This is a genomic window from Paenibacillus sp. RC21, assembly GCF_044907935.1.
Classification (GTDB): Bacteria; Bacillota; Bacilli; order Paenibacillales; family Paenibacillaceae; genus Paenibacillus; species Paenibacillus terrae_A.
Map to the genome: position 1 here is coordinate 626,011 of NZ_JBIYCS010000004.1, position 21,778 is coordinate 647,788.

Here is a 21,778-nt window from a genome sequence, read left to right on the forward strand (position 1 = left end):
GATCTTGGCGACACGAATTGCACCCCTACAACACCCAGCACCAATCCCCTTTTTTAAGGGGTTATTTTCATTTTCAGTGGGAGATTGATGGAGCCCCCTTAATTCCCTATAATCCAAATATAGCATGAATTTCTAGGGGGGAATAACGGTGATCACCTATATGAGATGCAATGACGTCAGCATGGAACACATTTTTCAAGCATTTTCGCTTGGGTTCTCGGATTATTCCATTCGCCTGACCACGGATCAGGACGATTTCGCAGCACGTTTTTTTGGTCCAGAGGGTAATACACGGAATCACTCTTTCCTTGCCATGGATGAGGATCAACCGATCGGCTTAATTCTCGGCGGTGTCCGGCAGTTCGACGGGTACAAGACCATGCGTTGCGGCACGCTATGCATCGCTCCGGCTTATCGTGGTCAGGGGATTAGCAACAAGTTGCTGGAATTACATAAACAAACAGGCATCTCCGCGGACTGCCAGCAGCTATGGCTCGAAGTCATCAAGGATAATCATCGGGCAGTCAAATTATATGAAAAGCAAGGCTACCAGGCACGCTATACGCTGAAATACTACAACGGCACTCTGCCCTCCACCCCAGCCGCTGCCCCCTCATCTTCGTATATTCTTAAGGAAGTTACATTTGATGACGTCGCAGCTTTTCGTAAGACCCTCACCGACTGTCACATCCATTGGCAAAGTGACACACCTTATTACGCCACCAGTACACAGGAAGCTTTTCTTGGCATCTACGAAGTGAATCAAACGTGCCTCCTATTTAGCCCCTATTTGAACTTGGACAGTACACCCCTTACTCCGATACAATAATATTGAGGCGGAGGGGAACGAAATGAAGAAGAAACAGTATGATCTAAATTTCAAGAAGATGGTGGTTGCCAAGGGGAAGGAAATCGGCAACATGACCGTTATATCAAGACAACATGAGCTTGATCCAAAGATGGTATTGCGATGGGCCAGAGAATTAAATCGTAAGGATCTAGATACACTGGATGATTCTAGTATTAAGCAAGCGAAATTTGTACCGACTTCAGAAGATTATGCAGAGCTTGTGAAAGAGAATGAGAAACTTAAGAAGCTCTTTGCAGAGCAAGCCTTAGAGAGGGATATTCTCAAAGACCTACTAAAAAAACGAACCCGTACTTGCGGATAAAATAGAAATCGCCCAGAAGTATATTACACGAGGGCATAGCATCAGCTTTGTACTGCGTGTGCTAGAGGTAGAACGCTCAACGTATTATGCATACGTGAATAGGCCAGAGCAAGCCCAAGAAACAATCCACAGGGCCGGTCGCCCTGCACCTGGTTTATCTTATACACAAGATGGTGAGCCAATCAGTGATGAGCAGATTTGTGAATGGATCATGGAGTTCTTAGCAGGCGAAGGCGCGAACTACGGCTATCGTAAACTGACCGTGCTTTTAAGCCGCCGCCATCAACTGAAAATTAACAAGAAGAAAGTTTACCGTCTATGCAAGCGGATGGATGTGCTTCGTCCACAGCGGAAACTCAAGATTAAGCATCCCAAGCGACTTGCCAACAATCGCGTCATAACGGCCTCTAATCAACTGTGGGAGACTGACATTAAGTATGGATGGGTCCAAGGCGAGCAACGGTTCTTCTTCCTAATGAGCATCTTAGATGTGTTTGATCGCGCCGTAGTTACTTATCACATTGGATTGACGTGCGAAGCGAAGCATCTCGTTCAGATCATGCAGGAAGCACTGATGAAACGTCAGCTCTTTGACAAGGCAGAAAAGCCCGTCATTCGTTCGGACAATGGTCCGCAATTTATTAGCAACCTGTTTGAGGAAGCTTGTAACGAGTTTGTCATGATTCACGAGCGCATCCCGCCAAAAACGCCGAATAAAAACGCGCATATCGAATCGTATCATTCGATCATAGAGGCGGAGTGCTATCAGCGGCATGAGTTTGAAACATATCCACAGGCCTATGAAGTCGTAAGTCAGTTTATACAAGATTATAATCGTATCCGCATCCACGGCAGCATTTACGATTTGTCCCCGTATGAATATATGGAAGCGGTGAAACAAGGCACTGTGAAGCCAAAGCAGATTAAGGTTTAATCTTAAGCCGCTATAAGTAAAGAAAGGAGCAACACGCATGAACGAGTACAGCCAACAACTACAAGACGGAATCGACGAGATGGAAGCAACCATCGAACGTCTGCGTGAAGAGATTCAACACCTTAAAGAGCAACGCGATGCCCTAGAGAAGGGCAATTTAGAACTTTATCGAAATCTAACCGAGCCTGACTTTTGATTGCGGGTCTCCCCCGAAGTGTGGAGAAGAACGTCAATTCGGGCGAAAAACAAAGCAAATTAACGAAATTCTACATCTGATATCGAATAAGAGGTGTATTGTCCTGTCCAGCCTGTCCATAGCGATGGCGAAACCAGGAGGGGCCACAATTGTCGCGAAGTCCGATTTCTGAGTTTCTCTGCCGCGCGGTGATTCGGCTGTGACCGTCTTCCGTCTTTCCCCATCTCTCCTTAGGCATGTCCGAGTCATCCTGAGCGAGAGCCTTTATAAACGGCCAGCTCGCTGAGATGATAGCGATTCCCATCACCAGGCCACGCATCATTTTCTCCTGAAGTCGGCAGGGCACAAATGCTGGCGCGAGCTATCTATGCAGAATCGGAGCGCTCTCGCTTGCTGTACGTTAGGTGAGGCTCCGTCACAACGCAATCCCGCGCCTTGTGTCGCGCGCGCCAATGTCCCGTCCGGGTCCGACAGCGGCTATGGGCGGGCTTCGCAAGTTTCCGACAGAAATGTAATCCAGTGTAACTGTTACGCAACAGTTTAGCCTAGGCGACATGCTGAGCCGACTTTCGCCCCCGATGTGAAGGCGAGCTTCCGGTGTCGGCCAGGAGCGGCCAATCGATCGAGTGCGGTAATGACCTTCGAGTGTCGGCTCCAGTCAGCTTTCCGCCGTCTGGTTCGAATCCCCGGGGCTTCCCTGGTAGGAAAGTATGCGTCGGCAAATCTGATTCAACACGTTGCCTTCTTGACACCGTTGCTAGGCCGATTTATCAGGATGGCGCTCGTAATAACGTGAAAGAGATGATCCCCCCGTGGCGCGAATCCGGGCTGGCCGACGAGCCAGCCGAGCGCCGACATCAGGGCGAACAGGTCGACCCCATCCATATCGGCGCGCGCAGTTCCCTCGGCCTGAGCGCGGAGCAGTAGTCGCGCGCCCGCTGACCGCACCGCTGAGCTTGAAGCGTGAAGCGCGGAGTCCGGGTCCGCGTGGGCGCTCGCCAACAAGGCGCAAACGCCGCTATAGCTATGAACGAATGCCACCCCTTCGCGAAACCAGGACACCAGCGCTTCGTCAGGTGGATTCGACGTTTCGAGTTCGGCTGCCTGCTGCATCAGTGCGTCCACATTCATACGCAGCAACGCTTCGAACAAGGCTTCTCGCGTCGGGAAATGGCGAAGCAGTGTGGCCAACCCGACGTCGGCCCGGCGGGCGATATCTCGCATGGACGCGTCGGCACCATGCTCGGTGACGACGTCACGCGCGACTGCAAGTAGATGGCTGTAATTTTTTCTGGCGTCGGCTCGCATAAATCGCCTTGACAATGGCTGCTCGGTAATCTCGCCCAGTGGGCCGGCTTCGCCCGTGACAGCGCTCGCTCGGAAATATTTTCTAGAATCTGAGTACTGGCCGCTGTATTCTTCGTTAATGCGACCTAATAAAAAGTCTATAGAAACCCCAAAAAGAGTGGCAATCTTATCGATCGTTTCCTTCCTTGGTGTTCTGCCTTTTTTGTCAGACTCGTATCCAGCTATGGTAGATCTAGATATTTTCAATCGTTCTGCAGCTTGCTCCTGCGTCCATCCTCGCTCTTCACGAAGCATTTTAAATCTCTCGGCGAATGTAGCCACCTAAATCACCCCTATTAATATATTACATTATAAATGTTCCTTTTGGAAACATTCTATCAAATATTATTGCTAATGTTCCGAAAGGGAACTATAATCAAATTGGATGTAATTTTTTATGGCGTAGTCTCGCATAAATCGCCTTGACAATGGATCACTGATCCATATATGATGAACCTGTATCTGAATCAGTGATCCACAAGATACAGCACATTTGTGCAAATGGGAACCGAGACACTGTCGGACATCACGAAAGGGGAAAGAAGTCATGGGAAAACTTGAAGGTAAGGTTGCAGTCATCACGGGTGGATCGAGCGGCATGGCGCTGGCGAGCGCCATGCGGTTCGTTGAAGAAGGCGCCTATGTTTTCATCACGGGCCGGAGGCAGGAGGCGCTCGACGAGGCCGTCAAGCTGATTGGCCGGAACGTGACCGGCGTGCGCGGCGACTCGGCCAATCTCGACGACCTCGACCGCCTGTTCGATACAGTAAAGCGGGAAAAGGGCAAGATCGATGTCCTATTCGCGAGCGCTGGCACGGGCGAAGCCGGCCCACTGGGCGAGATTAGCGAGCAGCACTTCGATGCGACCTTCGGCCTGAATACGCGCGGAACGCTGTTTGCGGTCCAGAAGGCGTTGCCGCTGTTCAACGATGGCGGATCGATCATCATGACCGGGTCAGTTACTTCGGTGAAAGGTTTTCCTGGTTTCGGCGTGTATGCGGCGAGCAAGGCGGCGTTGCGCTCATTCGCACGCACTTGGCTCAACGAACTGAAGGGCAGGAATATCCGGGTGAACGTGCTGAGCCCGGGGCCGATCGCCACACCGATGCAGGACCAAGCTATCGACGAGGAGACGAAGCGGATGTTCGAATCCCTGATCCCGCGGGGAAAGATGGGCCGTCCTGAGGAAATTGCGACGGCCGCGCTGTTTCTTGCTTCAGACGATTCGAGCTTCGTGAATGGGGTGGATTTGTCTGTCGACGGCGGCTTATCAGCCATCTGAGATCACGCCGAAAAGCGTGTGGGGGGTCTGTCAACTTGACGAAGATGATCCGAGTTGTGTCGATAAGTATGGAATCCTGATTAATAAGCGGGATTTATTTCGGTGATTGTCCAGCGGGTATTGTCTCGCGTGGCGCATCGCGGGCAACGGTCCCTCACGCCCGGTTACCAATTAACATGGGTCCGTGGTTGATCAAAACGTCCCCTGAATGGAGAGTTAACATGAGCTATTCGATTATTGGCTTTGGCGCGGTAGGCCAAGCACTCGCCCGAGCATTTGCAAGAAAGAACATCGATGTGACCGTCGCCAGCCGGCGCCCTCCCGTGACGTTGATACAGCAGGCACGAGCGATCGGCCCCACCGTTGTCCCTAGGACGCTGCAGGATGCAATCGCGTCCGACACGATCTTCCTGGCGATTCCGTTTTGGGAACATCGCGAAGTCGCGAAGCAGATCACAACCTGGCAGGGCAAGACGATCATCGACGCGACAAATACAAATGCTCCCGTTGAAGACCTGGATGGTCAGCCGTCGTCCGCAGTTGTCGCCAAAGCGTTTACCGGCGCCAGGTTCGTAAAGGGCTTTAACCATCTGCCCGCTGCCGTTCTGGCCGCTGATCCGAGCGTGAATGGCGGCAGCCGCGTCGTGTTTTTGTCAAGCGACGACGAAAATGCGGTGGCGCCGGTCGCGGTTCTGGCCGAACAACTCGGTTTCGCGCCGATTGCGCTAGGACCGCTCAAGGATGGCGGCTCGCTCGTCCAGGCCAGGGGCAATACCTGGGCTGAACTGATCTTCCAGGATCTCGTCAAGTTCAAATAGCGGCGCGTAACAACAAAGTCACAGCCGCCACGCGCATAGCCAAACGCGTGCTGGTGATCTGACCGAGATTCAGTTAGTGCTTCTGCGCGGGTGCATCATGGCCGCTAGACTCGCCGGATACCACTCGAAATATGTATCATGTAATAATGCTTAACGATTGTTCGTTCAACATGAAGGACTATTCAATGACAATAGGTGCATAAAAAGGCGTGCCATTAAGCCAATGTCATTAAGTATGGCGCAAGGCTAAAAATCAAGAAAAAGAGCAGGTTATCGAAAAGATAGCCCGCTCTTTTTTTGGTGTCTATTTAGCCCCTATTTGAACTTGGACAGTACACCCCTTACTCCGATACAATAATATTGAGGCGGAGGGGAACGAAATGAAGAAGAAACAGTATGATCTAAATTTCAAGAAGATGATGGTTGCCAAGGGGAAGGAAATCGGCAACATGACCGCTATAGCAAGACAACATGAGCTTGATCCAAAGATGGTATTGCGATGGGCCAGAGAATTTAATCTTGAGTTTCCGCTGTGGACGAAGCACATCCATCCGCTTGCATAGACGGTAAACTTTCTTCTTGTTAATTTTCAGTTGATGGCGGCGGCTTAAAAGCACGGTCAGTTTACGATAGCCGTAGTTCGCGCCTTCGCCTGCTAAGAACTCCATGATCCATTCACAAATCTGCTCATCACTGATTGGCTCACCATCTTGTGTATAAGATAAACCAGGTGCAGGGCGGCGAGAAACAAAGCAAATTAACGAAATTCTACATCTGATATCGAATAAGAGGTGTATTGTCCTGAATTAGGGTGTTTAACCGCCTCGGCATGGTGAGCATGAGTGCTCAGGGTAAAATCAACTTTATTTGGGTCCGATCCTAAGCATCGCAACCAAGGATTAGGATGCACCCTCCTTCATAGAGCAGCAGAGATCCAAAAGATTGAGAAGGTGTACATTTGTCTGTCCGACAATGACTCTCTTGAAGGCTTTATCCAAAAAATAGGTCTCTCGAAAGACCCCATTGAGCAATATGAAATGTGTATGCCGCTTCAACGATAATGGTTCACCACATTTAAATCAAAAAGAAGGTCGATCATGTTGTACAATGACCAACCTTCTTCCTATCCATGCTCCCCCGCTTGATCCACCTACATCTATCATTTCTGAGAACGATTGATATACTCTGATTTGACCAATGCGCACATGTAAAGATCATCATATTTCCCGGACGTAAATTCATATTGGGAGAGGAGCCCTTCTTGCCGAAAGCCCGTCTTTTCAAGCAAACGCAAGGATTGTGCATTCTCTGGCTCTACTAGCGCCTGAATGCGGTTCAATGAGAGGGTATTAAACCCATAGTCGATTACAGCTGCAAGTACCTCCGACATTAACCCTTGGCCCCAATAGGCTCTGGACAATTCATAGCCCATTTCTGCCCGGTGATGACGTTGATCCCAGTTATGAAATCCGCAAGAACCGATGATTTTACCTTCATTTGTTTGAATAGCCCAGCGGATTCCCTGATCTGTCTCAAAAATCCGATCATACCAACTGATCTCATCCAGTGCATCCTGTTCAGACTCAAACGGGCTCAGTCCATAAAACTTCATAACCTGCTCATCTGAAAAGTATTCCAACATGTCCTTGCTGTCCGTCACTACCATTTTTCGTCATAAGAGACGTTCGGTCGTTATAACCGGAAACTCACCTTTCACATTCTCACCTCTTGCCGCCTTGTTCACTTTTGCCAGTTTTTCTTGCATACCTATGCTTCCTGAGTCTATCGTTACTTTCTTCTTCCAATTATAGAGTAAATGAGAGGAAGGGATATTTATAGTGATTTCTTTGTTTATAGAATGTTTTCCTAAACATGGATTGTAAAATGACCGTTAATATAAGGAGTATGTTTTTAATTATTAAGAAGAGGTGTATTTTTTGGACGAACAGCACGTATCACACAATCCGCAGGAAACTGCAAGACAGATGTACATTCGGCATGGTCAAAATTATGGGGCAGACACCAACAGGATGGCCGAAATATCAAAAACGTACGGGAATTCTACTCTGTATAGACGGTGGGGAGCAACGGTTTTTGATTTCATATTTTTTTTATTCGGGTATATTTGTTTTTTTATTTCTGTCATTCAAATAACGGATAGATGGTTTTTGCCTTTAGCGATTGCATCCCGTTGTATTCTCCTTATTGCTTTCTTCAGCTATTATTTGCTTTTGGAAGGTTACACAGGCTATACGCTTGGTAAGTTCGTTTTTCGTATTAAGGTGGTTAACGGGGAAGGAAAGCCTCCTGGTTTTCTTAAATCACTCATTCGTACGCTGCTCAGGCTAATAGACACCAATCCGTTGCTAATGGGTGGGATACCTGCTGGTATCAGCGTGTTAGTGACTGCATCAAGACAACGAATTGGTGATTTAGCTGCAGGTACATATGTTGTAAAGGTACGGGATTTAGAGTCGATTAGCAAAAAGACAATGAAACGTTCGCTATTTATATTTTTTACCGCAATGGTGATCTTGGGAGCCTCGTTTGTAAATGCTATTTTTATACTGGCAAATAGCTATGTGCCTCCTGAAGCCCTGGTGAGCAAGAAAGAGCAAAGCTATGTAAGTAAAGATGGACGGTTTCAAATCACGGCCCCACTGGACTGGTCAACAGACCCGGACCGTGAAGGAAAAGCAGGGATTGCGATATTCAATCCGTACATTCAAAAGTCCGTTGTGGTACTATCCCACTCAAAAAAGCAATTGGGCAATATAACTCTTCAACAGTATGGTAAGAAAGCTGAAAATAACTTAACCAAAGAGTGGAACCTGTCCAGTGTAGGACCTGTCTCTAACACAACCATTCATGGATATCCTGCCCTTGAGTTCACGATTAAAGGCAAGAAAGATGTGGACAAATATGTCACCCATGTAGTGATTATTAAGACCGAAAAGAATTACTACCAGGTGCTTGGATATGCACCAGCGTCTAAAGACGGCCGTTTAAAGAAAGAACTGCACGACATTACCTATAGCTTCCGCGAGGTTCATCATTAGACTGCGTGGCTGGCAATAAAAAGGGTAAGACAGAAAAAGCAGGTTACTCCTTAAGAGCAGCCTGCTTTTTGGTGCTTGTTACCTGATATATAAACTAAACTTTAAAAATCACATGGGAAACTGAGCAGGTGCGATAAGTACTGAATGAGGTTGACGTTTCACTTAAAATTAAAATTAAATATTGGTAATCCGTGCGCATAATCAACTTCTATAAATACACTTTCAAAATCGACTTTATATTTCAAATCTTTTTTTAAGGTTTCTTTTGTTGGGCGTTCTAATTCTAATGCATAGGAGAAAAGCTCTAAAAAATCTGCATCTAAACCATGACCATTCGATTTATATTTTATATGATCTACATCTTCCTTTTTAACAAGTATAAAATCTGAATTATTGATAGTCTCTACAATACGTTTTTTTTCTACATGGTTAACTAAATTATCCTCATCTCCTTGAAAAGATAAAACCTGCGTATTTCCATTAAAATCTTTATAAAGCGTCTCTAAGTTTAAGTCTTGCTTATTTCGCACTATTTTCTTCGCAAAATAGTCAAATTCATAAACAAACGTTGAATTTCCCATAGTCTTATATAAAACTCTAATATCGGATAAATATGCCGGCTCTATCCAAGCCGAGTTGTCTATCAAATATGAAAACAAAGTAGGTGCTAACCTATTGCTTAAGTGTAATAGGTATGCCCCATGAGAGTGTCCGTATCCAATAATTCTATTGGACTTAAATGTTAAACCATTTCCATTTAGTATGATTTTAACCGACTCTACAGCGCTGATAATATCTACTGCCTGCATATAACTCATATCATTAAATTCCTCTATGCTTTCATCTATATCAGCAATCACAGAAACTAGAATATTTTTTTCAGACAATATATTTAGTAAAATAGAAGAGTCTTTATTTATTCTCTCCATTTCATCTATCGTAAGTACACTTCGTAAAATCTGAGGATTTTTAAACTTGTAGTTTACTGATGATTGCATATATGAACTACCAAAATAATTACACTGAATCGTTACCATATTGTATTTGTCAGCAAATAGTTCCCTCATTTTCATGTAAACTTTAGAATCAATATTACCGCCGAACCCAGGGACGAAAATAATCAATCCCGTGTTTTCATTAACTCCATTTTGTGGGATAGAAAAGTCAATTCGTAGTTCTCGATTAGACTTACCTGTGTATATATTATGATGTGCTGGAATATTAATACTATGTTGTTCTGACATACTTATTTATTCCCCCATTTAAATATTAAAGGCTCATTTCATCAAATAATTTCGACCAATAGGTACATCAGCATATCAAGACAAAGATTTTCTGATTAAATCCCCATATCGTATTCTTCTAATATTCTGATTAAAACACAAAAGGCCCACAAGCGGGTCATCTTTTTTTCAAAATGTCCTTTTTGTGGGCACGGTTATACTTTTGCCTACAACTATACTCTCCTCCGTAGATTACAACTCAATACTAAAATATATAACATCGTCTAATGGATTATCATAATACGCTGCAATTTCACATCTATGATAAAATTGACTGACATGTTCAGCGACCTGCCTTATCATATTGTTCAGATGCACAATAAATTGGAAACCCTTTCATAAAGGTAGTGTATTAAAATATACTATATCACTATAGATAAAGGAGGAATCGCAGACTGTTCCAGCTCTCCGAAAAACAAGCCCAAGACATCGTAGACAAAATGATGAAGGATATTCCATACAATATCAATATTATGAATGAACGAGGCATCATCATTGGCAGCGGCGAAAGCGAACGGGTTGGAACTGTTCACCAAGGAGCTGTTCATGCGCTCGAAACCGGGAAAATGATTGAAGTATGGCAGGACGGCCACTATGAGAAAAAGGGGACCAATGAGCCCATCGTCATTCATCATGAACGAGTCGGTGTTATTGGCATTACGGGCAATCCCGATGAAGTGCGGCCTTTTTGCAATATCGTCAAAACCACGGTATCGCTCCTGATCGAGCAGCGAATCTCTCTGGAGCATCTGGCCCACGAAGCTAACCGTAAAAAATCCGTGCTGGAAATGCTGTTGAATCATCAGGGAGCCTATACCCTAAAAATAAAAAAAGAAGCGACTCAATATCACATTGATTTGCTTCTAAAAACTTCGGCGGTATATGTAAAGTATCTTCCTGACGACCCGGCTAATTTAGCCGAACTGTCCAATATATTCATGCAGCATCCGTCCTTTCGTATGGAGGAGAACAGCTATCTCATCCTGATGCAAAATCAGGAGGTGACAGACAAGCTGCTGGAGCCGCTTGTGCGTAGCCACCCCCATGTGCTGATTGCCGTCAGCAGACAAGAGCATAACATTGCGGATTGTTATTTGCAGGCCAAGTCAGCCATGAATGTTTTACTGGCTCTGCGCCCGCCCGTGCAGATAATCTCTTTTGCAGAAGTCGAATTTTGGGTCAAACTGAGCCAATCTAACCTGACGAACACGATCCATCTGGTCACTAAACTGGAAGACACCGTGGATTTGCTGGATACGCTGCGAAGCTTTATTAACCATAACGGCAGTGTGTCCCTCACCGCAGACGAATTAAATATTCACCGGAACACGCTGCAATACCGCCTGAAGCGCATCCATACCTTAACGGGTAAAGATCCCCGAAATCTCCTTCAACTTTTTGAGCTTACGCACGGCTTATTGGCACTGTATCAATGAACTGCTGTATTATGCCAGATCATTTTTCGGTAAAAATAACATATTTCCGCTCGCCGTCACTCCCGAATTTCTCAGCCAATCTCCTTTGGCTAAGATCGGGATTGCAGGCGAGCACTCGTATTATATCGTATTTGTATTATGCCGTTTTATGTTACCTCGCTTATCGATTGTTCATTTCTCGCCGAATTGAAGCACCCTTGCGATATTCTCACACGTACGCTCTACGTTTTGCGGCCCTTCTACCAACAGCTTATCCAGCTCCGAGGCTCCCGGCACGATGCCGAACACCGCATCTATTCCTTCCTTGTACAACGTATCGATCCCTTCCCCGATATAGCCAGCGACTGCAATGACCTTTTTGCCGGATTGTTTGGCAGCCTGAGCTACCCCATATGGAGTTTTCCCGAATTTGGTCTGAAAATCAATGCCGCCTTCCCCCGTAAAAACGATATCCGCCTTCGCCAGCTTTTGCTTTAACCCGGTGTATTCGATCACAATTTCAATGCCTTTTTGCAGCGCTGCCTGAGTAAAAATCAACAGTCCCGCACCCAATCCACCTGCTGCTCCCGCGCCAGGAAGATCGCGCACATCCTTGCCCAGCTGTCGCTTCACCACCTCCGCGTAATGAGCAAGATTGGCATCCAATTGCTGCGCCATCTCCGGTGTTGCCCCTTTTTGCGGACCGAATACATGAGATGCTCCATGCGCTCCGCACAACGGATTCGTCACATCGCAGGCTACAATCAATTGTACCTGCTGCAAGCGGTCATCCAGAGATGAAATATTAATACTGGCCAGTTCTCCCAGACTGCCCCCGCCGCGTGGAAGAGTGTTCCCTTTTGCATCAAGAAATCTGGCACCCAGCGCTTCCGCCATTCCTGTACCGCCGTCATTCGTCGCGCTTCCACCAATACCAATAATAATCTTTCGAATCCCCTGATTCAGACACTCACGGATTAGCTCACCCGTACCGTAAGTTGTTGTCTTTAGCGGATTTTTGTTATCCTTATTGACCAGATGAATTCCGCTGGCGGATGCCATCTCAATTGCTGCAGTGGTGCCGTCTCCCAGCAAGCCGTATGCAGCAGTTACAGGTTCTCCAAGCGGTCCGGTCACCTCGATATAACGAATCTGCCCGCCTGTCGCATCCACCAATGACTGTACCGTTCCTTCACCGCCGTCCGCCATAGGGACGTGGACATAATTTGCGGCCGGATAGACCTTGCGCAGTCCTTTTTCCATCGCGATACACACTTCTTTGGCTGTCATACTTTCTTTAAAGGAATCCGGTGCCAGCACAAATGTCTTCTCTCTCATCTTCTCACCTCATCATCAATGTTAAAGTAAAAATCCATATATCAATGTCGCCACAATCGTCATCGTTCCACCCACAATAGCTTCATAAGGGATGAGTCCCATCCGTTGTTTAATACTCATTTTCATGCTGTCTGCCGTGACGTGAAAATAGTTGCCTTGTGGCAAGGAGTCGATGACCGTAGCCCCTGTATGCACCATCACAGCTGCGGCCAACGGGGCCGTCCCCATGTTCAGAATAGCTTCCCCAAACGAGCCTGTCGCCAAAATAACTCCCGTTGAGGTCGACGCTGTGGCAGCCGCCATCAGAATACCTGCAAGCGGTGCCAAAAATGTGCCAGAAACTCCCGAGGCTTCAATCAAGCCAACCACCTGAGTAGACAAGTTGGAAGCAGAGATCAGACCCGCAATCCCGCCTGCACCGATCAAAATCAGCACGGTCGCCGTCATTTTATTCAAACCGGAGGCCGAATATTTTAAAATATTGCGTCCTTGCCCCATTGCCAGCATACCCACAATCCCGGCAATCGGCAAAATGTACATCGCGTCCACCTTGAAACTCGACAGCGCTTCAATACCGGAAATGGAACCAATCGGATTAATCATCAGCAAAATAACAGCTACCAACGGAGCTACAATTGCCCGTCCCAGCGCCGGGTACTTCGAAGTATCGACATCACTGTCCATCGTATCCTGGTCGGATACCTTCACACCTTTGGTTTTCAACATAGACGCAACCAGAACGGTCACGATTAAACCACATATCGCAGGAACCACACCTGCCAGCATAACATGGCTTAAATCCAGATTGAATCCACGTGCCGCCGCAATCGTATTGGGATTCGGTGAGATGATGTTACCCGCCTTTCCGCCTCCCGATAAGGCCAGCAGGAGCGCCAGCTTGGAAATCCCCATTTTGTTCCCGACCGACAACGCAATAGGTGCCACGATCAGCACTGCGACCGGAATAAATACGCCTACCGCCGTAATAATCATCGTTGCCAAGGCTAGTGCAAGAATTGCTTTGCTACCGCCGAACTTTTTTACAATAGCCTGCGCAATCGTCTCCGCCGCCCCGGACTCCATCATCACACCTGCCAATACCCCTGCGGCGAGCACACGAATGACCGTCCCCATCACACTTTGCGTACCGCTAATCAACACACTAATGGTCTGCTCTAAATTGGCTCCGCCCAATAAAGCGCCTACAATGGCTCCCAAAAACAAAGCGTAAACCGGATTCAGCTTTCTTAATATCAGAATAATCGCAATAGCCAGCCCTGCCAGAGCTCCTATCCAACTAATCGTCAACCCTTCCATCTGCCTAACCCCCCGGGCAATTTTTGATTACGCTTTCATTATATCGATTACGGAGGGTGAAAAATATTGAAGAACGGACGAAATTGATTGTGCATTTGCACATACAAAAAGCCCATATCCCCTTTCAGGAATCTGGACTTTGAATACCCTTCAAAAAAAGACTGGTTTGCATATGTTCTACTTGGACCACTATATATTTTATCTCACTTTTGAACGATTGAGCTAACTGTTTCTGTTGTACCTTTTGCCTCACCATGTCCTGCACCAAACAGGTTCAGCACCACCACGCCAATAACAATTAAAGAAATGCCTACGATACTTCCTGTATTGATTTTTTCTTTCCAAATCAATACTGAAATAAGCGTTGTAGCAACAGCTCCTACACCTGACCAGATTGCATAAGTCATATTTAAAGGGAGCGTTTTGAGAACCAAAGAGAGAAAAAAGAAGGAAATAAAAAACGCGACAAATGTAAATAAAGTCGGGTACAGTCTGGTAAAGCCTTCTGAAGCTTTAAGCATTGAAGTTCCAATAAGCTCACCAATAATAGAGATTACCAAGAAAAGATAGGCCATTATTCATTCTCCTTTCAGCATTTTGCATCATTCGATTCCCAACGCTTATGGGATTTATGCAAAATGCTCCTTTATATATGTCTTTAATTCTTCCGTAATTTTCTTCCGTAGTTCTTCATTCGGAGGAGCTAACCCGAACATTTCCGCAAACCACAAACCGTCTATAACTAATCGGACCATTGTAGAACGAATCGGATCCAATTCATCGTTTTCGATTTTATTTTGGATATTAGCATACTCGTCCTGAAGTAGTTTTAGCATTTGAGGGTTAGTAAAATGAGCGGCAGAGAGAGCTGTATACAGGTCACTTACGTCCCGATCTCCAGAAAATGATGAATTCATATAAGCGCGAGTCCATCTTCCTTTAGAATGCATATCACTTTCTGCTCTCTCATTAAATTCGGTTACAAAGCTGCTCGACAGTTGCTCGACCATGCCCAGAATCAATTCATCTTTATTCGGAAAATGATAAAGTAATCCTCCCTTACTTATTCCCGCCTTCTTGGCAACCGCTTCTAAAGTTAATTTCTCTACTCCTTCTTCGTGTACAATTATGGAAGCCGCTTTAAGAATTAATTCTTTTTTTAATGCTGTTTTAGTTGTATTCATTTTTATCACCACCCATTTTATTATACCGTCCAGACGGTTTTATTTCAAGTAGATTAAAGTTTTGCATTTAGTAATAGCCAAGTTTGCTCTATGTATTCGTACATATAGGTTAAAAAGAAAAAAGCCTTGGGAGCACATCATTTCACCCAAGGCTTAAGCTTTAAAGTCGCTCAAAGCATTCTACAAAAGACTTAGTCAAGTAAACGTCACCCCCATCCCAGACGCTCAGCAAAAGTCCCACATCTGTTTTTTTTGCATCGCCATTGGACTAGCTGCCCAGATATTGTCTCAGCCATTGGAGCGCAGGACGTTCCGAACCGTTCGAGTTCAGCAGATGTGTATTCGATATCCAGGTTTGCCCCTGGATGTATCCCCAGAGCGTAACTCCCTTCACCGCGGAATGCTGCCATAATACCGGGAATTTCTCCTTGTATCTGGCAAGCTGGGTGTTGTCGTCGCCAGTCATATCCAGCTCCGACACATAGATTGGCAATCCTGTTGCCGATAGCTTGTTCAGTACAGTGTTCATCGTGTTAACTGAGACGGTGTCCATACTGAACTGGTGGCATTGAATTCCAATTCCGTCAATTAAGCCTCTACTCTTGAGCTGATTAATAATATTGACGTATTGGTCGGTTAATGAAGGATCGTTGATAATTCCATATTCATTTATAAGTAGCTTGGCATTCGGAAAAGCTTGTCTGGCCTGTTGGAACGACCATATTACCCAATCCCATCCGGTCGACCCGTCACCACCAATGGCATTGCGGAAGGACGGCTTTTGATGCAGTGGCTCATTCACCACATCTACAAACGCCGCATTCGGATAGCGCTGACCGGCAGCTTGAATCCACTGGGTCACTTCCACCTTCTGATCAGCAGCCGACAATCCGCCAATCCATCCTGGCTCCTGGGCGCCCCATACCAAGGTGTGAAACTTGAATGGGAAGCCATTATTACGGGCATAATTGTAGGCGGTATCCGCCTGCGACCAGTTCATATTGTTACGGCTGCCTTCAACCGAGCCCCACTTGGTTGAATTCTCCGGCGTCACCTGATTCCAGTACGTTCCGTAACTAGGAGGGACACTGCCAGCAATGACATTCCCGAGGAATTTGCTTCCCTTCGCCAGACCAGCATCAGCCTGATTCACCAGAACAGACGATAACAACACACCTGCCAACGCCAAACTGCTCACCAACTTGCCTGCTTTAAACCTCAACATCAAATCTCCTCCTTACACGTATTAGGTTTAATATCTTCAAATAAATAAAACGCTTACATTCCCAATTATAATAATGAGTGGTTATTTTCTGCTACGTGTGAAAATAAAGACTTAACCCGAAAAACTTTACATCATTGCGGGACAGCCAAACATCTGCGATCCTTTGCTATACATCGTTTCAATTAAATCTAAGCGAAAAATTGCTTTTGTAGTCTGTAACGGCAAGATTGGGGAATATTCGATATGTATTAGAGTGAGTCTGGATATAGAGTATACTATATAAGTATAAGTTAGATGCACGATGACATTCTATATGTATAGGTATTCCAAATACAGCGCAGAAGAGGTTGAAAATGAGTCAGAAGCATTTTTCAGATTATCCATTAAGTGAAGAAATCGTGAGAGCGCTGGATAGTCTAGGCTATGAGACGCCAACAGAAGTTCAGACGAAAGTCATTCCAGTTGCGCTTGAGAAGAAGGATCTTGTTGCCAAATCACAAACAGGTAGCGGCAAAACAGCATCGTATGGTATTCCACTCTGTGAGCTAGTAGATTGGAATGAAAATAAGCCCCAAGCTTTAATCCTGACGCCAACCCGTGAACTCGCGCTACAGGTCACCGAAGACATCACGAATATTGGACGCTTTAAGCGGATAAAAGCAACGCCCCTTTATGGGAAACATCCTTTTCATATACAAAAGGCCGAGTTAAAACAAAGAACACATATGGCTGTAGGTACGCCAGGACGTGTACTGGACCATATTGAACGAGGCACGCTATCGTTAGATCGGATGGCCTATCTCGTTATTGATGAGGCTGATGAAATGCTGAATATGGGCTTTATCGAGCAAGTTCAGTCGATCATTCAGGCCCTGCCTAGTGACCGGGTTACGATGTTATTCTCCGCTACTTTTCCTGAGGATGTAGCCAGACTGTCACACAAGTATATGAACGATCCTGTTGAAATTGAAATAAAAGCAGCCGGTATAACTACAGCTACAATTGATCACTCTTTGATTCAGGTGGCGGAGGCGGACAAGCTGGTATTACTTCAAAATCTGCTCATTGTTGAGAATCCTGAGAGCTGCATTATTTTCTGCCGTACGCAGGAAAATGTAGATAAACTATTCAGAGCCTTGGCTGATCTGGAGTATCCGTGTGATCGTATTCATGGGGGGATGGAGCAGGAGGAGCGTTTCGAGGTGATGAATGCGTTCAGAAGGGGACAATTTCGTTACTTGATTGCGACTGATGTAGCTGCTAGAGGTATTGATATCACGAATATCACCCATGTCATTAACTATGATATTCCCCTTGAGAAGGAAAGCTATGTTCATCGTACAGGACGTACGGGACGTGCAGGCAAGACGGGGAAAGCCATTACCTTAGTTACGCCTAAGGATGACAGACGATTAGCCGATATTGAAGCATACATTGGATTCGCGATTCCGAAAGTAAAGGCTCCCTCAGAAGAGGCTGTTGATCGCCGTAGAGAAGATTTTGAACAGAAGCTACATGTCAGAACTGTACTTAAAAAAGACAAGCGCGAGCAATTAAACCAACAGATTATGAAGTTGAATTTTAATGGTGGCAAAAAAAAGAAACTTAGAGCCGTAGACTTTGTTGGAACCATTGCTAAGCTTGACGGGGTAACCGCAGACGATATCGGGATCATTACGATTCTTGATCATGTAACCGATGTTGAGATTTTGAATGGTAAGGGTCCACTTGTAATGGAGATTATGAAGAATACGACCGTAAAAGGTAAACTGTTAAAGGTACGCAAGGGAAATAAGTAGAGACTACACGGTATAAAAGAGGGCTAGGAGAAAGGCGCTATAGACGCACCTTTCCTCTAGCCATTTTAATTAACGAGGTCAGTTGTTCCTGCTCACAGATACCAAATATTCCCTAATTTCCTGTTCTATCCGGGATCTTATCTGATCTACAAGGTGGACATCCATCGTCGCCGCATAGATTTCCTTTAACTCATCCCGTAAGGACTTAGCTTGTGTCAGATGCTGTATGGATTGCTTCATGGCTTTAGAGTATCGCTCTTTAATGTCGGCAATAGCATCCGAATGCGCTTCATCTGTGCCGGTCTGTATACATCGCGAATACATATCAACGATTTCATCGGTGGCGTGGACGGGCTCGTACTCATGCGGTGCCGTGCTGTCGAAAATAGCAAACCCAAGCTCTCGCACGATAATCATATCGAGACTGTTCGGATCGAAGCCACAATGGTAGATTTCGATATCAAAGCCACGTTGTATTCCTTCAGCCGCTAATTTCTTTAACAGAGTAGATTTACCGGATCCGGCGCGGCCTTTAACCAGATACCTCTTTAAGCCCGCGGTCAAATTAGGGACGTAATCAACAGCCCCCTTCGGCGTAGTCGCACCTAGAAAACGACGGTCTACCCGACTTACTCTCTCCAGTTTCCGATCACCATAGAGGAGTTCAATATACTCCTGGGTCAGTTCATCAGCTAATTGGAAATTCATGCTGGCTATATATATGGTTTCCCATTCGTCGTGAATACGAAGTGCTTCGGCAAAGCCGGAATAGGCTTGGTTATGTGCTTGCGTGATCTGTTCGGTCAAGCTGTCGATTTCTTGCTTCTGCAGATTCAACTGAAGCCTATCGGCTGCCTGCTCTACATCCACGTGTACGATGACTGTCTCAGGCAGTTCGGGCTCAATGACATGTGGTGCCGTTCCATCCACGATTCCTGCTTTTAACTTGGGTATAATTACTCCGTCCAACGAATCGTTATCCGCTGCGCAATGGAGAATCCATATCTCATAGCCTTGCTGTGCCATATGCTCTCCAATTTCTCGAATAAGCCTTGATTTCCCCGTTCCAGGGCCTCCTTTTAAGACAAACAAACGTGTTAATCCTTGAAGTGACGAATTATACAGGTTAGCAAATCCTTCAGCCGTATTGCCGCTGGCATAGAAATTAAGGATCGTTCCGTCCATAATCACTCACCTTTCTGGGCTAATGTCATGCTTCATGCTCCATTGTATTAATTTTCTACGGAAAAGGTGCCTTTCATTCCCTACCATCTTTGATAACTGAGGAATTTGCAAAAATCCTGAACTGTGTATTACAAAGGAGCTATCTCCCAAGTCGTTTCAGACCTTTGGAGACAGCCCCTGGATTATTTAAGGATTAAGCGCTCTTGCAATGGCGTCCACATAACTTTGGCTGGCGCGCTGGCTTACTTCCGCTTTCGGAACCATCCCTTCAAAGCTGTGGAATGTGCCGGGATACAGATGAAATTCGACGTCTACACCCGCTTGAGCAAGACGTGCCACATATTCGATCGTCTCATCTCGGAACAGATCGAGCTGGCCTACGCACGTATAGGTCGGCGGTAGCCCCGCCAAGCTTTCCGCTCTCGACGGGACCGCATGTGGGGACACCTCGTTATCTTCGGTACGATCGCCCAAGTACATGCTCCAGGCCGCCAAATTGTTCGTCCGGTTCCATGTTGCATTATCGGCCGTATTTTCATGGCTTGACGCCGTAATATTGCGGTCGTCGATCATCAGATACAGCGGCATTTGGAAGACGAGGGCTGGCCCGCCTTTGTCGCGAACCATTAAAGCAAGCGCTGCGGTCAAACCGCCGCCCCCGCTTGCACCGGCAATCGCGATCCGATCCAAGTCGATGCCCAGCAGCTCAGCTTCGCCCGTCATCCACGTCAAGCCGGCATAACAGTCATCGATGGCAGCTGGGTAGGGGTGCTCGGGAGCAAGTCGATAATCGACCGATACGACGACGCATTTAGCCGCCTACACGAAGCGTTCGCACAAAGCGTCGTCCATATCAGGATGCCCCATCACATAGCCTCCCCCGTGAACCCACAGCATGGCCGGAAGCTTAGCGTTAGTGCGCTGGGCAGGTTCGTAGATTTTGACCAATATTTCGCCTGCTACGCTTGGAATCATCCGGCTTGTCGTATGTACGTGCTCCGACTTCTCAATGGGAGGACTCGACAAATAGCTTCTGCTCAGTTCTAAATTTTCCTCCAGTTGAAAACCAGGAAATTGTGCTAATATCGGCCTTAATTCTGGCAATACCCGACTTTCAAAATTCATTTGAATCACTCCTATAATTGAATTATGATCTTTTTTCTGTCTCGGCTTCCCACTTGGCTATTTCTTCCCGAACTCGGGGTGCTACCTCTGTTCCTAGCAGCTCAATGGCTCTCATCACCTCGGCATGCGGCATCGTGCTTAACGGAACATACAGCATAAAGCGTGTAACGCCTACATTTTTGCGAAGGTGGATGATCTTCTGGGCAACAGTCTCCGGATCGCCGACATACAGTGCACCTTCAAAGCTGCGCGCGGCATCGTAGCTAGAACGATCGTAATGCGCCCAGCCCCGCTCCTTGCCTAATCTATTCATACCTGCCATCGTAGAAGGGAAATATGTATCTGCAGCTCGTTCAGTATTCTCTCCGACAAATCCTATCGAGTGCGACCCAACCTTAAGCTGCGATTCATCATGACCAGCGTGTGCTGCTGCTTTCTTATAAAGCTGCACGAGCGGTGCAAAATTGGTCGGGTTTCCACCAATGATCGCCAGCATCAATGGCAGTCCTAACAGACCTGCTCGGATAGCAGAATCCTGTCTGCCCCCACTGCCAACCCATATCGGTAAAGGATTCTGAACCGGCCTTGGATACACGCCCAAATTGTTAATCGCTGGCCGATGCCCGCCCTTCCAGGTTACTTTTTCGGACTCCCGTATCTTAAGGAGCAATGCCAAATGTTGTTCAAACAGCTCATCGTAGTCGTCCAAGTCATAGCCAAACAGTGGAAAAGATTCTATAAAGGAGCCCCGGCCAGCCATAATCTCCGCACGTCCATTCGAAATACCATCCAGCGTAGCAAAATCCTGAAAAACGCGCACCGGATCAGCTGAAGAAAGCACCGTCACTGCACTGGTCAGCCGAATCCGTTTCGTCTGCGATGCAGCCGCAGACAGCACAACTGCTGGTGAAGATGCCGAATAATCCTTCCGATGATGCTCACCTACGCCAAACACATCAAGTCCTACTTGATCAGCAAGGACAATTTCCTCGACAACTTCACGCAATCGCTGTGCGTGACTCATCACTTCACCTGTCTGAACGTCCGGTTTCGTTTCTACAAACGAAGTAATACCTATTTCCATGATCAATCTCTCCTA

At 46.4% G+C, this 21,778-nt stretch carries 21 protein-coding genes and 2 pseudogenes; 10 read left to right on the forward strand and 13 right to left on the reverse strand.

The window, feature by feature from the left end; all coding sequences use genetic code 11:
- Positions 1 to 148: 148 nt before the first annotated feature.
- From ABIA61_RS16355 to ABIA61_RS16370, 4 genes are read left to right on the forward strand one after another with little or no spacing between them, the layout of a single operon-like run.
- Positions 149 to 829, forward strand: a complete 681-nt coding sequence (locus ABIA61_RS16355) for a GNAT family N-acetyltransferase (RefSeq protein ID WP_404581006.1) — start codon at positions 149 to 151, stop codon at positions 827 to 829.
- Positions 830 to 851: 22 nt separating this feature from the next.
- Entirely contained in the window at positions 852 to 1,172 is a 321-nt protein-coding gene (locus ABIA61_RS16360; protein WP_404581007.1) for a hypothetical protein, read from the forward strand.
- A 40-nt stretch (positions 1,173 to 1,212) separates the two neighbouring features.
- Positions 1,213 to 2,106 carry an IS3 family transposase gene (locus tag ABIA61_RS16365; protein WP_283656303.1) on the forward strand — a complete coding sequence of 298 codons (894 nt, stop codon included), beginning with the start codon at positions 1,213 to 1,215 and terminating at the stop codon, positions 2,104 to 2,106.
- 37 nt (positions 2,107 to 2,143) lie between these two features.
- Positions 2,144 to 2,302: a hypothetical protein gene (locus tag ABIA61_RS16370; protein WP_014279385.1), complete on the forward strand. Its 159-nt coding sequence runs from the start codon at positions 2,144 to 2,146 to the stop codon at positions 2,300 to 2,302.
- 70 nt (positions 2,303 to 2,372) lie between these two features.
- Here ABIA61_RS16370 and ABIA61_RS16375 read toward each other — a convergent pair whose 3' ends face one another.
- A complete protein-coding gene (locus tag ABIA61_RS16375; RefSeq protein WP_283652676.1) occupies positions 2,373 to 2,540 on the reverse strand; it encodes a hypothetical protein in 168 nt (55 codons plus the stop codon).
- 491 nt (positions 2,541 to 3,031) lie between these two features.
- Positions 3,032 to 3,931 (reverse strand): SbtR family transcriptional regulator, encoded by a 900-nt coding sequence (locus ABIA61_RS16380; protein WP_283652675.1) that lies wholly within the window; start codon positions 3,929 to 3,931, stop codon positions 3,032 to 3,034.
- Between the two features lie 265 nt (positions 3,932 to 4,196).
- Here ABIA61_RS16380 and ABIA61_RS16385 point away from each other — a divergent pair, with 265 nt between their 5' ends.
- The 3 genes from ABIA61_RS16385 (at position 4,197) to ABIA61_RS16395 (ending at position 6,312) form a co-directional block, all read left to right on the forward strand.
- Entirely contained in the window at positions 4,197 to 4,931 is a 735-nt protein-coding gene (locus ABIA61_RS16385) for an SDR family NAD(P)-dependent oxidoreductase (RefSeq protein WP_209942310.1), read from the forward strand.
- A gap of 221 nt (positions 4,932 to 5,152) precedes the next feature.
- Positions 5,153 to 5,749, forward strand: a complete 597-nt coding sequence (locus tag ABIA61_RS16390; protein WP_283653936.1) for an NADPH-dependent F420 reductase — start codon at positions 5,153 to 5,155, stop codon at positions 5,747 to 5,749.
- Between the two features lie 380 nt (positions 5,750 to 6,129).
- Complete coding sequence (locus tag ABIA61_RS16395; RefSeq protein ID WP_283652673.1) at positions 6,130 to 6,312, forward strand: hypothetical protein; 183 nt, start codon at positions 6,130 to 6,132, stop codon at positions 6,310 to 6,312.
- Here ABIA61_RS16395 and ABIA61_RS16400 read toward each other — a convergent pair.
- Both ABIA61_RS16400 and ABIA61_RS16405 read right to left on the reverse strand, forming a co-directional pair.
- A pseudogene (locus tag ABIA61_RS16400) lies at positions 6,268 to 6,489 on the reverse strand (helix-turn-helix domain-containing protein); the annotation flags it as partial. The gene ABIA61_RS16395 and the pseudogene ABIA61_RS16400 overlap by 45 nt on opposite strands.
- A gap of 419 nt (positions 6,490 to 6,908) precedes the next feature.
- Entirely contained in the window at positions 6,909 to 7,415 is a 507-nt protein-coding gene (locus ABIA61_RS16405; RefSeq protein ID WP_404581008.1) for a GNAT family N-acetyltransferase, read from the reverse strand.
- A 262-nt stretch (positions 7,416 to 7,677) separates the two neighbouring features.
- Here ABIA61_RS16405 and ABIA61_RS16410 point away from each other — a divergent pair, with 262 nt between their 5' ends.
- Positions 7,678 to 8,808, forward strand: a complete 1,131-nt coding sequence (locus tag ABIA61_RS16410; RefSeq protein ID WP_404581009.1) for an RDD family protein — start codon at positions 7,678 to 7,680, stop codon at positions 8,806 to 8,808.
- A gap of 158 nt (positions 8,809 to 8,966) precedes the next feature.
- Here the strand turns inward: ABIA61_RS16410 and ABIA61_RS16415 are convergent, their stop codons facing one another.
- A complete protein-coding gene (locus ABIA61_RS16415) occupies positions 8,967 to 10,052 on the reverse strand; it encodes a DUF2920 family protein (RefSeq protein ID WP_404581010.1) in 1,086 nt (361 codons plus the stop codon).
- Between the two features lie 479 nt (positions 10,053 to 10,531).
- Here ABIA61_RS16415 and ABIA61_RS16420 point away from each other — a divergent pair, with 479 nt between their 5' ends.
- Positions 10,532 to 11,527 (forward strand): CdaR family transcriptional regulator, encoded by a 996-nt coding sequence (locus tag ABIA61_RS16420; RefSeq protein WP_283653939.1) that lies wholly within the window; start codon positions 10,532 to 10,534, stop codon positions 11,525 to 11,527.
- A 171-nt stretch (positions 11,528 to 11,698) separates the two neighbouring features.
- Here the strand turns inward: ABIA61_RS16420 and ABIA61_RS16425 are convergent, their stop codons facing one another.
- The 5 genes from ABIA61_RS16425 to ABIA61_RS16445 form a co-directional block, all read right to left on the reverse strand.
- A complete protein-coding gene (locus ABIA61_RS16425; RefSeq protein ID WP_283653940.1) occupies positions 11,699 to 12,844 on the reverse strand; it encodes a glycerate kinase family protein in 1,146 nt (381 codons plus the stop codon).
- Positions 12,845 to 12,865: 21 nt separating this feature from the next.
- Positions 12,866 to 14,161, reverse strand: a complete 1,296-nt coding sequence (locus tag ABIA61_RS16430) for a GntP family permease (protein ID WP_404581011.1) — start codon at positions 14,159 to 14,161, stop codon at positions 12,866 to 12,868.
- A gap of 203 nt (positions 14,162 to 14,364) precedes the next feature.
- Positions 14,365 to 14,736: a DMT family transporter gene (locus tag ABIA61_RS16435; RefSeq protein WP_283653942.1), complete on the reverse strand. Its 372-nt coding sequence runs from the start codon at positions 14,734 to 14,736 to the stop codon at positions 14,365 to 14,367.
- 54 nt (positions 14,737 to 14,790) lie between these two features.
- Positions 14,791 to 15,345, reverse strand: coding sequence for a TetR/AcrR family transcriptional regulator (locus ABIA61_RS16440; RefSeq protein ID WP_283653943.1), 555 nt, complete (start codon positions 15,343 to 15,345; stop codon positions 14,791 to 14,793).
- Positions 15,346 to 15,613: 268 nt separating this feature from the next.
- A complete protein-coding gene (locus ABIA61_RS16445) occupies positions 15,614 to 16,570 on the reverse strand; it encodes an endo-1,4-beta-xylanase (RefSeq protein ID WP_283653944.1) in 957 nt (318 codons plus the stop codon).
- Between the two features lie 353 nt (positions 16,571 to 16,923).
- On the opposite strand from ABIA61_RS16445, the gene ABIA61_RS16450 reads away from it, so the two are divergent.
- Positions 16,924 to 18,369, forward strand: a complete 1,446-nt coding sequence (locus ABIA61_RS16450; RefSeq protein ID WP_404580131.1) for a DEAD/DEAH box helicase — start codon at positions 16,924 to 16,926, stop codon at positions 18,367 to 18,369.
- A 78-nt stretch (positions 18,370 to 18,447) separates the two neighbouring features.
- Here the strand turns inward: ABIA61_RS16450 and ABIA61_RS16455 are convergent, their stop codons facing one another.
- From ABIA61_RS16455 to ABIA61_RS16465, 3 genes and pseudogenes are all read right to left on the reverse strand, one after another.
- Complete coding sequence (locus tag ABIA61_RS16455) at positions 18,448 to 19,554, reverse strand: PRK06851 family protein (protein WP_404581012.1); 1,107 nt, start codon at positions 19,552 to 19,554, stop codon at positions 18,448 to 18,450.
- Positions 19,555 to 19,740: 186 nt separating this feature from the next.
- Positions 19,741 to 20,679, reverse strand: a pseudogene (locus tag ABIA61_RS16460) (alpha/beta hydrolase).
- Between the two features lie 22 nt (positions 20,680 to 20,701).
- Positions 20,702 to 21,763, reverse strand: a complete 1,062-nt coding sequence (locus ABIA61_RS16465; RefSeq protein WP_404581013.1) for an LLM class flavin-dependent oxidoreductase — start codon at positions 21,761 to 21,763, stop codon at positions 20,702 to 20,704.
- Positions 21,764 to 21,778: the final 15 nt, after the last annotated feature.

Coding starts and splice junctions, on each gene's coding strand:
- ABIA61_RS16360 (WP_404581007.1), top strand. CDS start 852: ATGAAGAAGAAACAGTATGATCTAAATTTCAAGAAGATGGTGGTTGCC.
- ABIA61_RS16370 (WP_014279385.1), top strand. CDS start 2,144: ATGAACGAGTACAGCCAACAACTACAAGACGGAATCGACGAGATGGAA.
- ABIA61_RS16375 (WP_283652676.1), bottom strand. CDS start 2,540: ATGCCTAAGGAGAGATGGGGAAAGACGGAAGACGGTCACAGCCGAATC.
- ABIA61_RS16385 (WP_209942310.1), top strand. CDS start 4,197: ATGGGAAAACTTGAAGGTAAGGTTGCAGTCATCACGGGTGGATCGAGC.
- ABIA61_RS16390 (WP_283653936.1), top strand. CDS start 5,153: ATGAGCTATTCGATTATTGGCTTTGGCGCGGTAGGCCAAGCACTCGCC.
- ABIA61_RS16395 (WP_283652673.1), top strand. CDS start 6,130: ATGAAGAAGAAACAGTATGATCTAAATTTCAAGAAGATGATGGTTGCC.
- ABIA61_RS16405 (WP_404581008.1), bottom strand. CDS start 7,415: ATGGTAGTGACGGACAGCAAGGACATGTTGGAATACTTTTCAGATGAG.
- ABIA61_RS16415 (WP_404581010.1), bottom strand. CDS start 10,052: ATGTCAGAACAACATAGTATTAATATTCCAGCACATCATAATATATAC.
- ABIA61_RS16420 (WP_283653939.1), top strand. CDS start 10,532: ATGATGAAGGATATTCCATACAATATCAATATTATGAATGAACGAGGC.
- ABIA61_RS16425 (WP_283653940.1), bottom strand. CDS start 12,844: ATGAGAGAGAAGACATTTGTGCTGGCACCGGATTCCTTTAAAGAAAGT.
- ABIA61_RS16430 (WP_404581011.1), bottom strand. CDS start 14,161: ATGGAAGGGTTGACGATTAGTTGGATAGGAGCTCTGGCAGGGCTGGCT.
- ABIA61_RS16435 (WP_283653942.1), bottom strand. CDS start 14,736: ATGGCCTATCTTTTCTTGGTAATCTCTATTATTGGTGAGCTTATTGGA.
- ABIA61_RS16440 (WP_283653943.1), bottom strand. CDS start 15,345: ATGAATACAACTAAAACAGCATTAAAAAAAGAATTAATTCTTAAAGCG.
- ABIA61_RS16445 (WP_283653944.1), bottom strand. CDS start 16,570: ATGTTGAGGTTTAAAGCAGGCAAGTTGGTGAGCAGTTTGGCGTTGGCA.
- ABIA61_RS16450 (WP_404580131.1), top strand. CDS start 16,924: ATGAGTCAGAAGCATTTTTCAGATTATCCATTAAGTGAAGAAATCGTG.
- ABIA61_RS16455 (WP_404581012.1), bottom strand. CDS start 19,554: ATGGACGGAACGATCCTTAATTTCTATGCCAGCGGCAATACGGCTGAA.
- ABIA61_RS16465 (WP_404581013.1), bottom strand. CDS start 21,763: ATGGAAATAGGTATTACTTCGTTTGTAGAAACGAAACCGGACGTTCAG.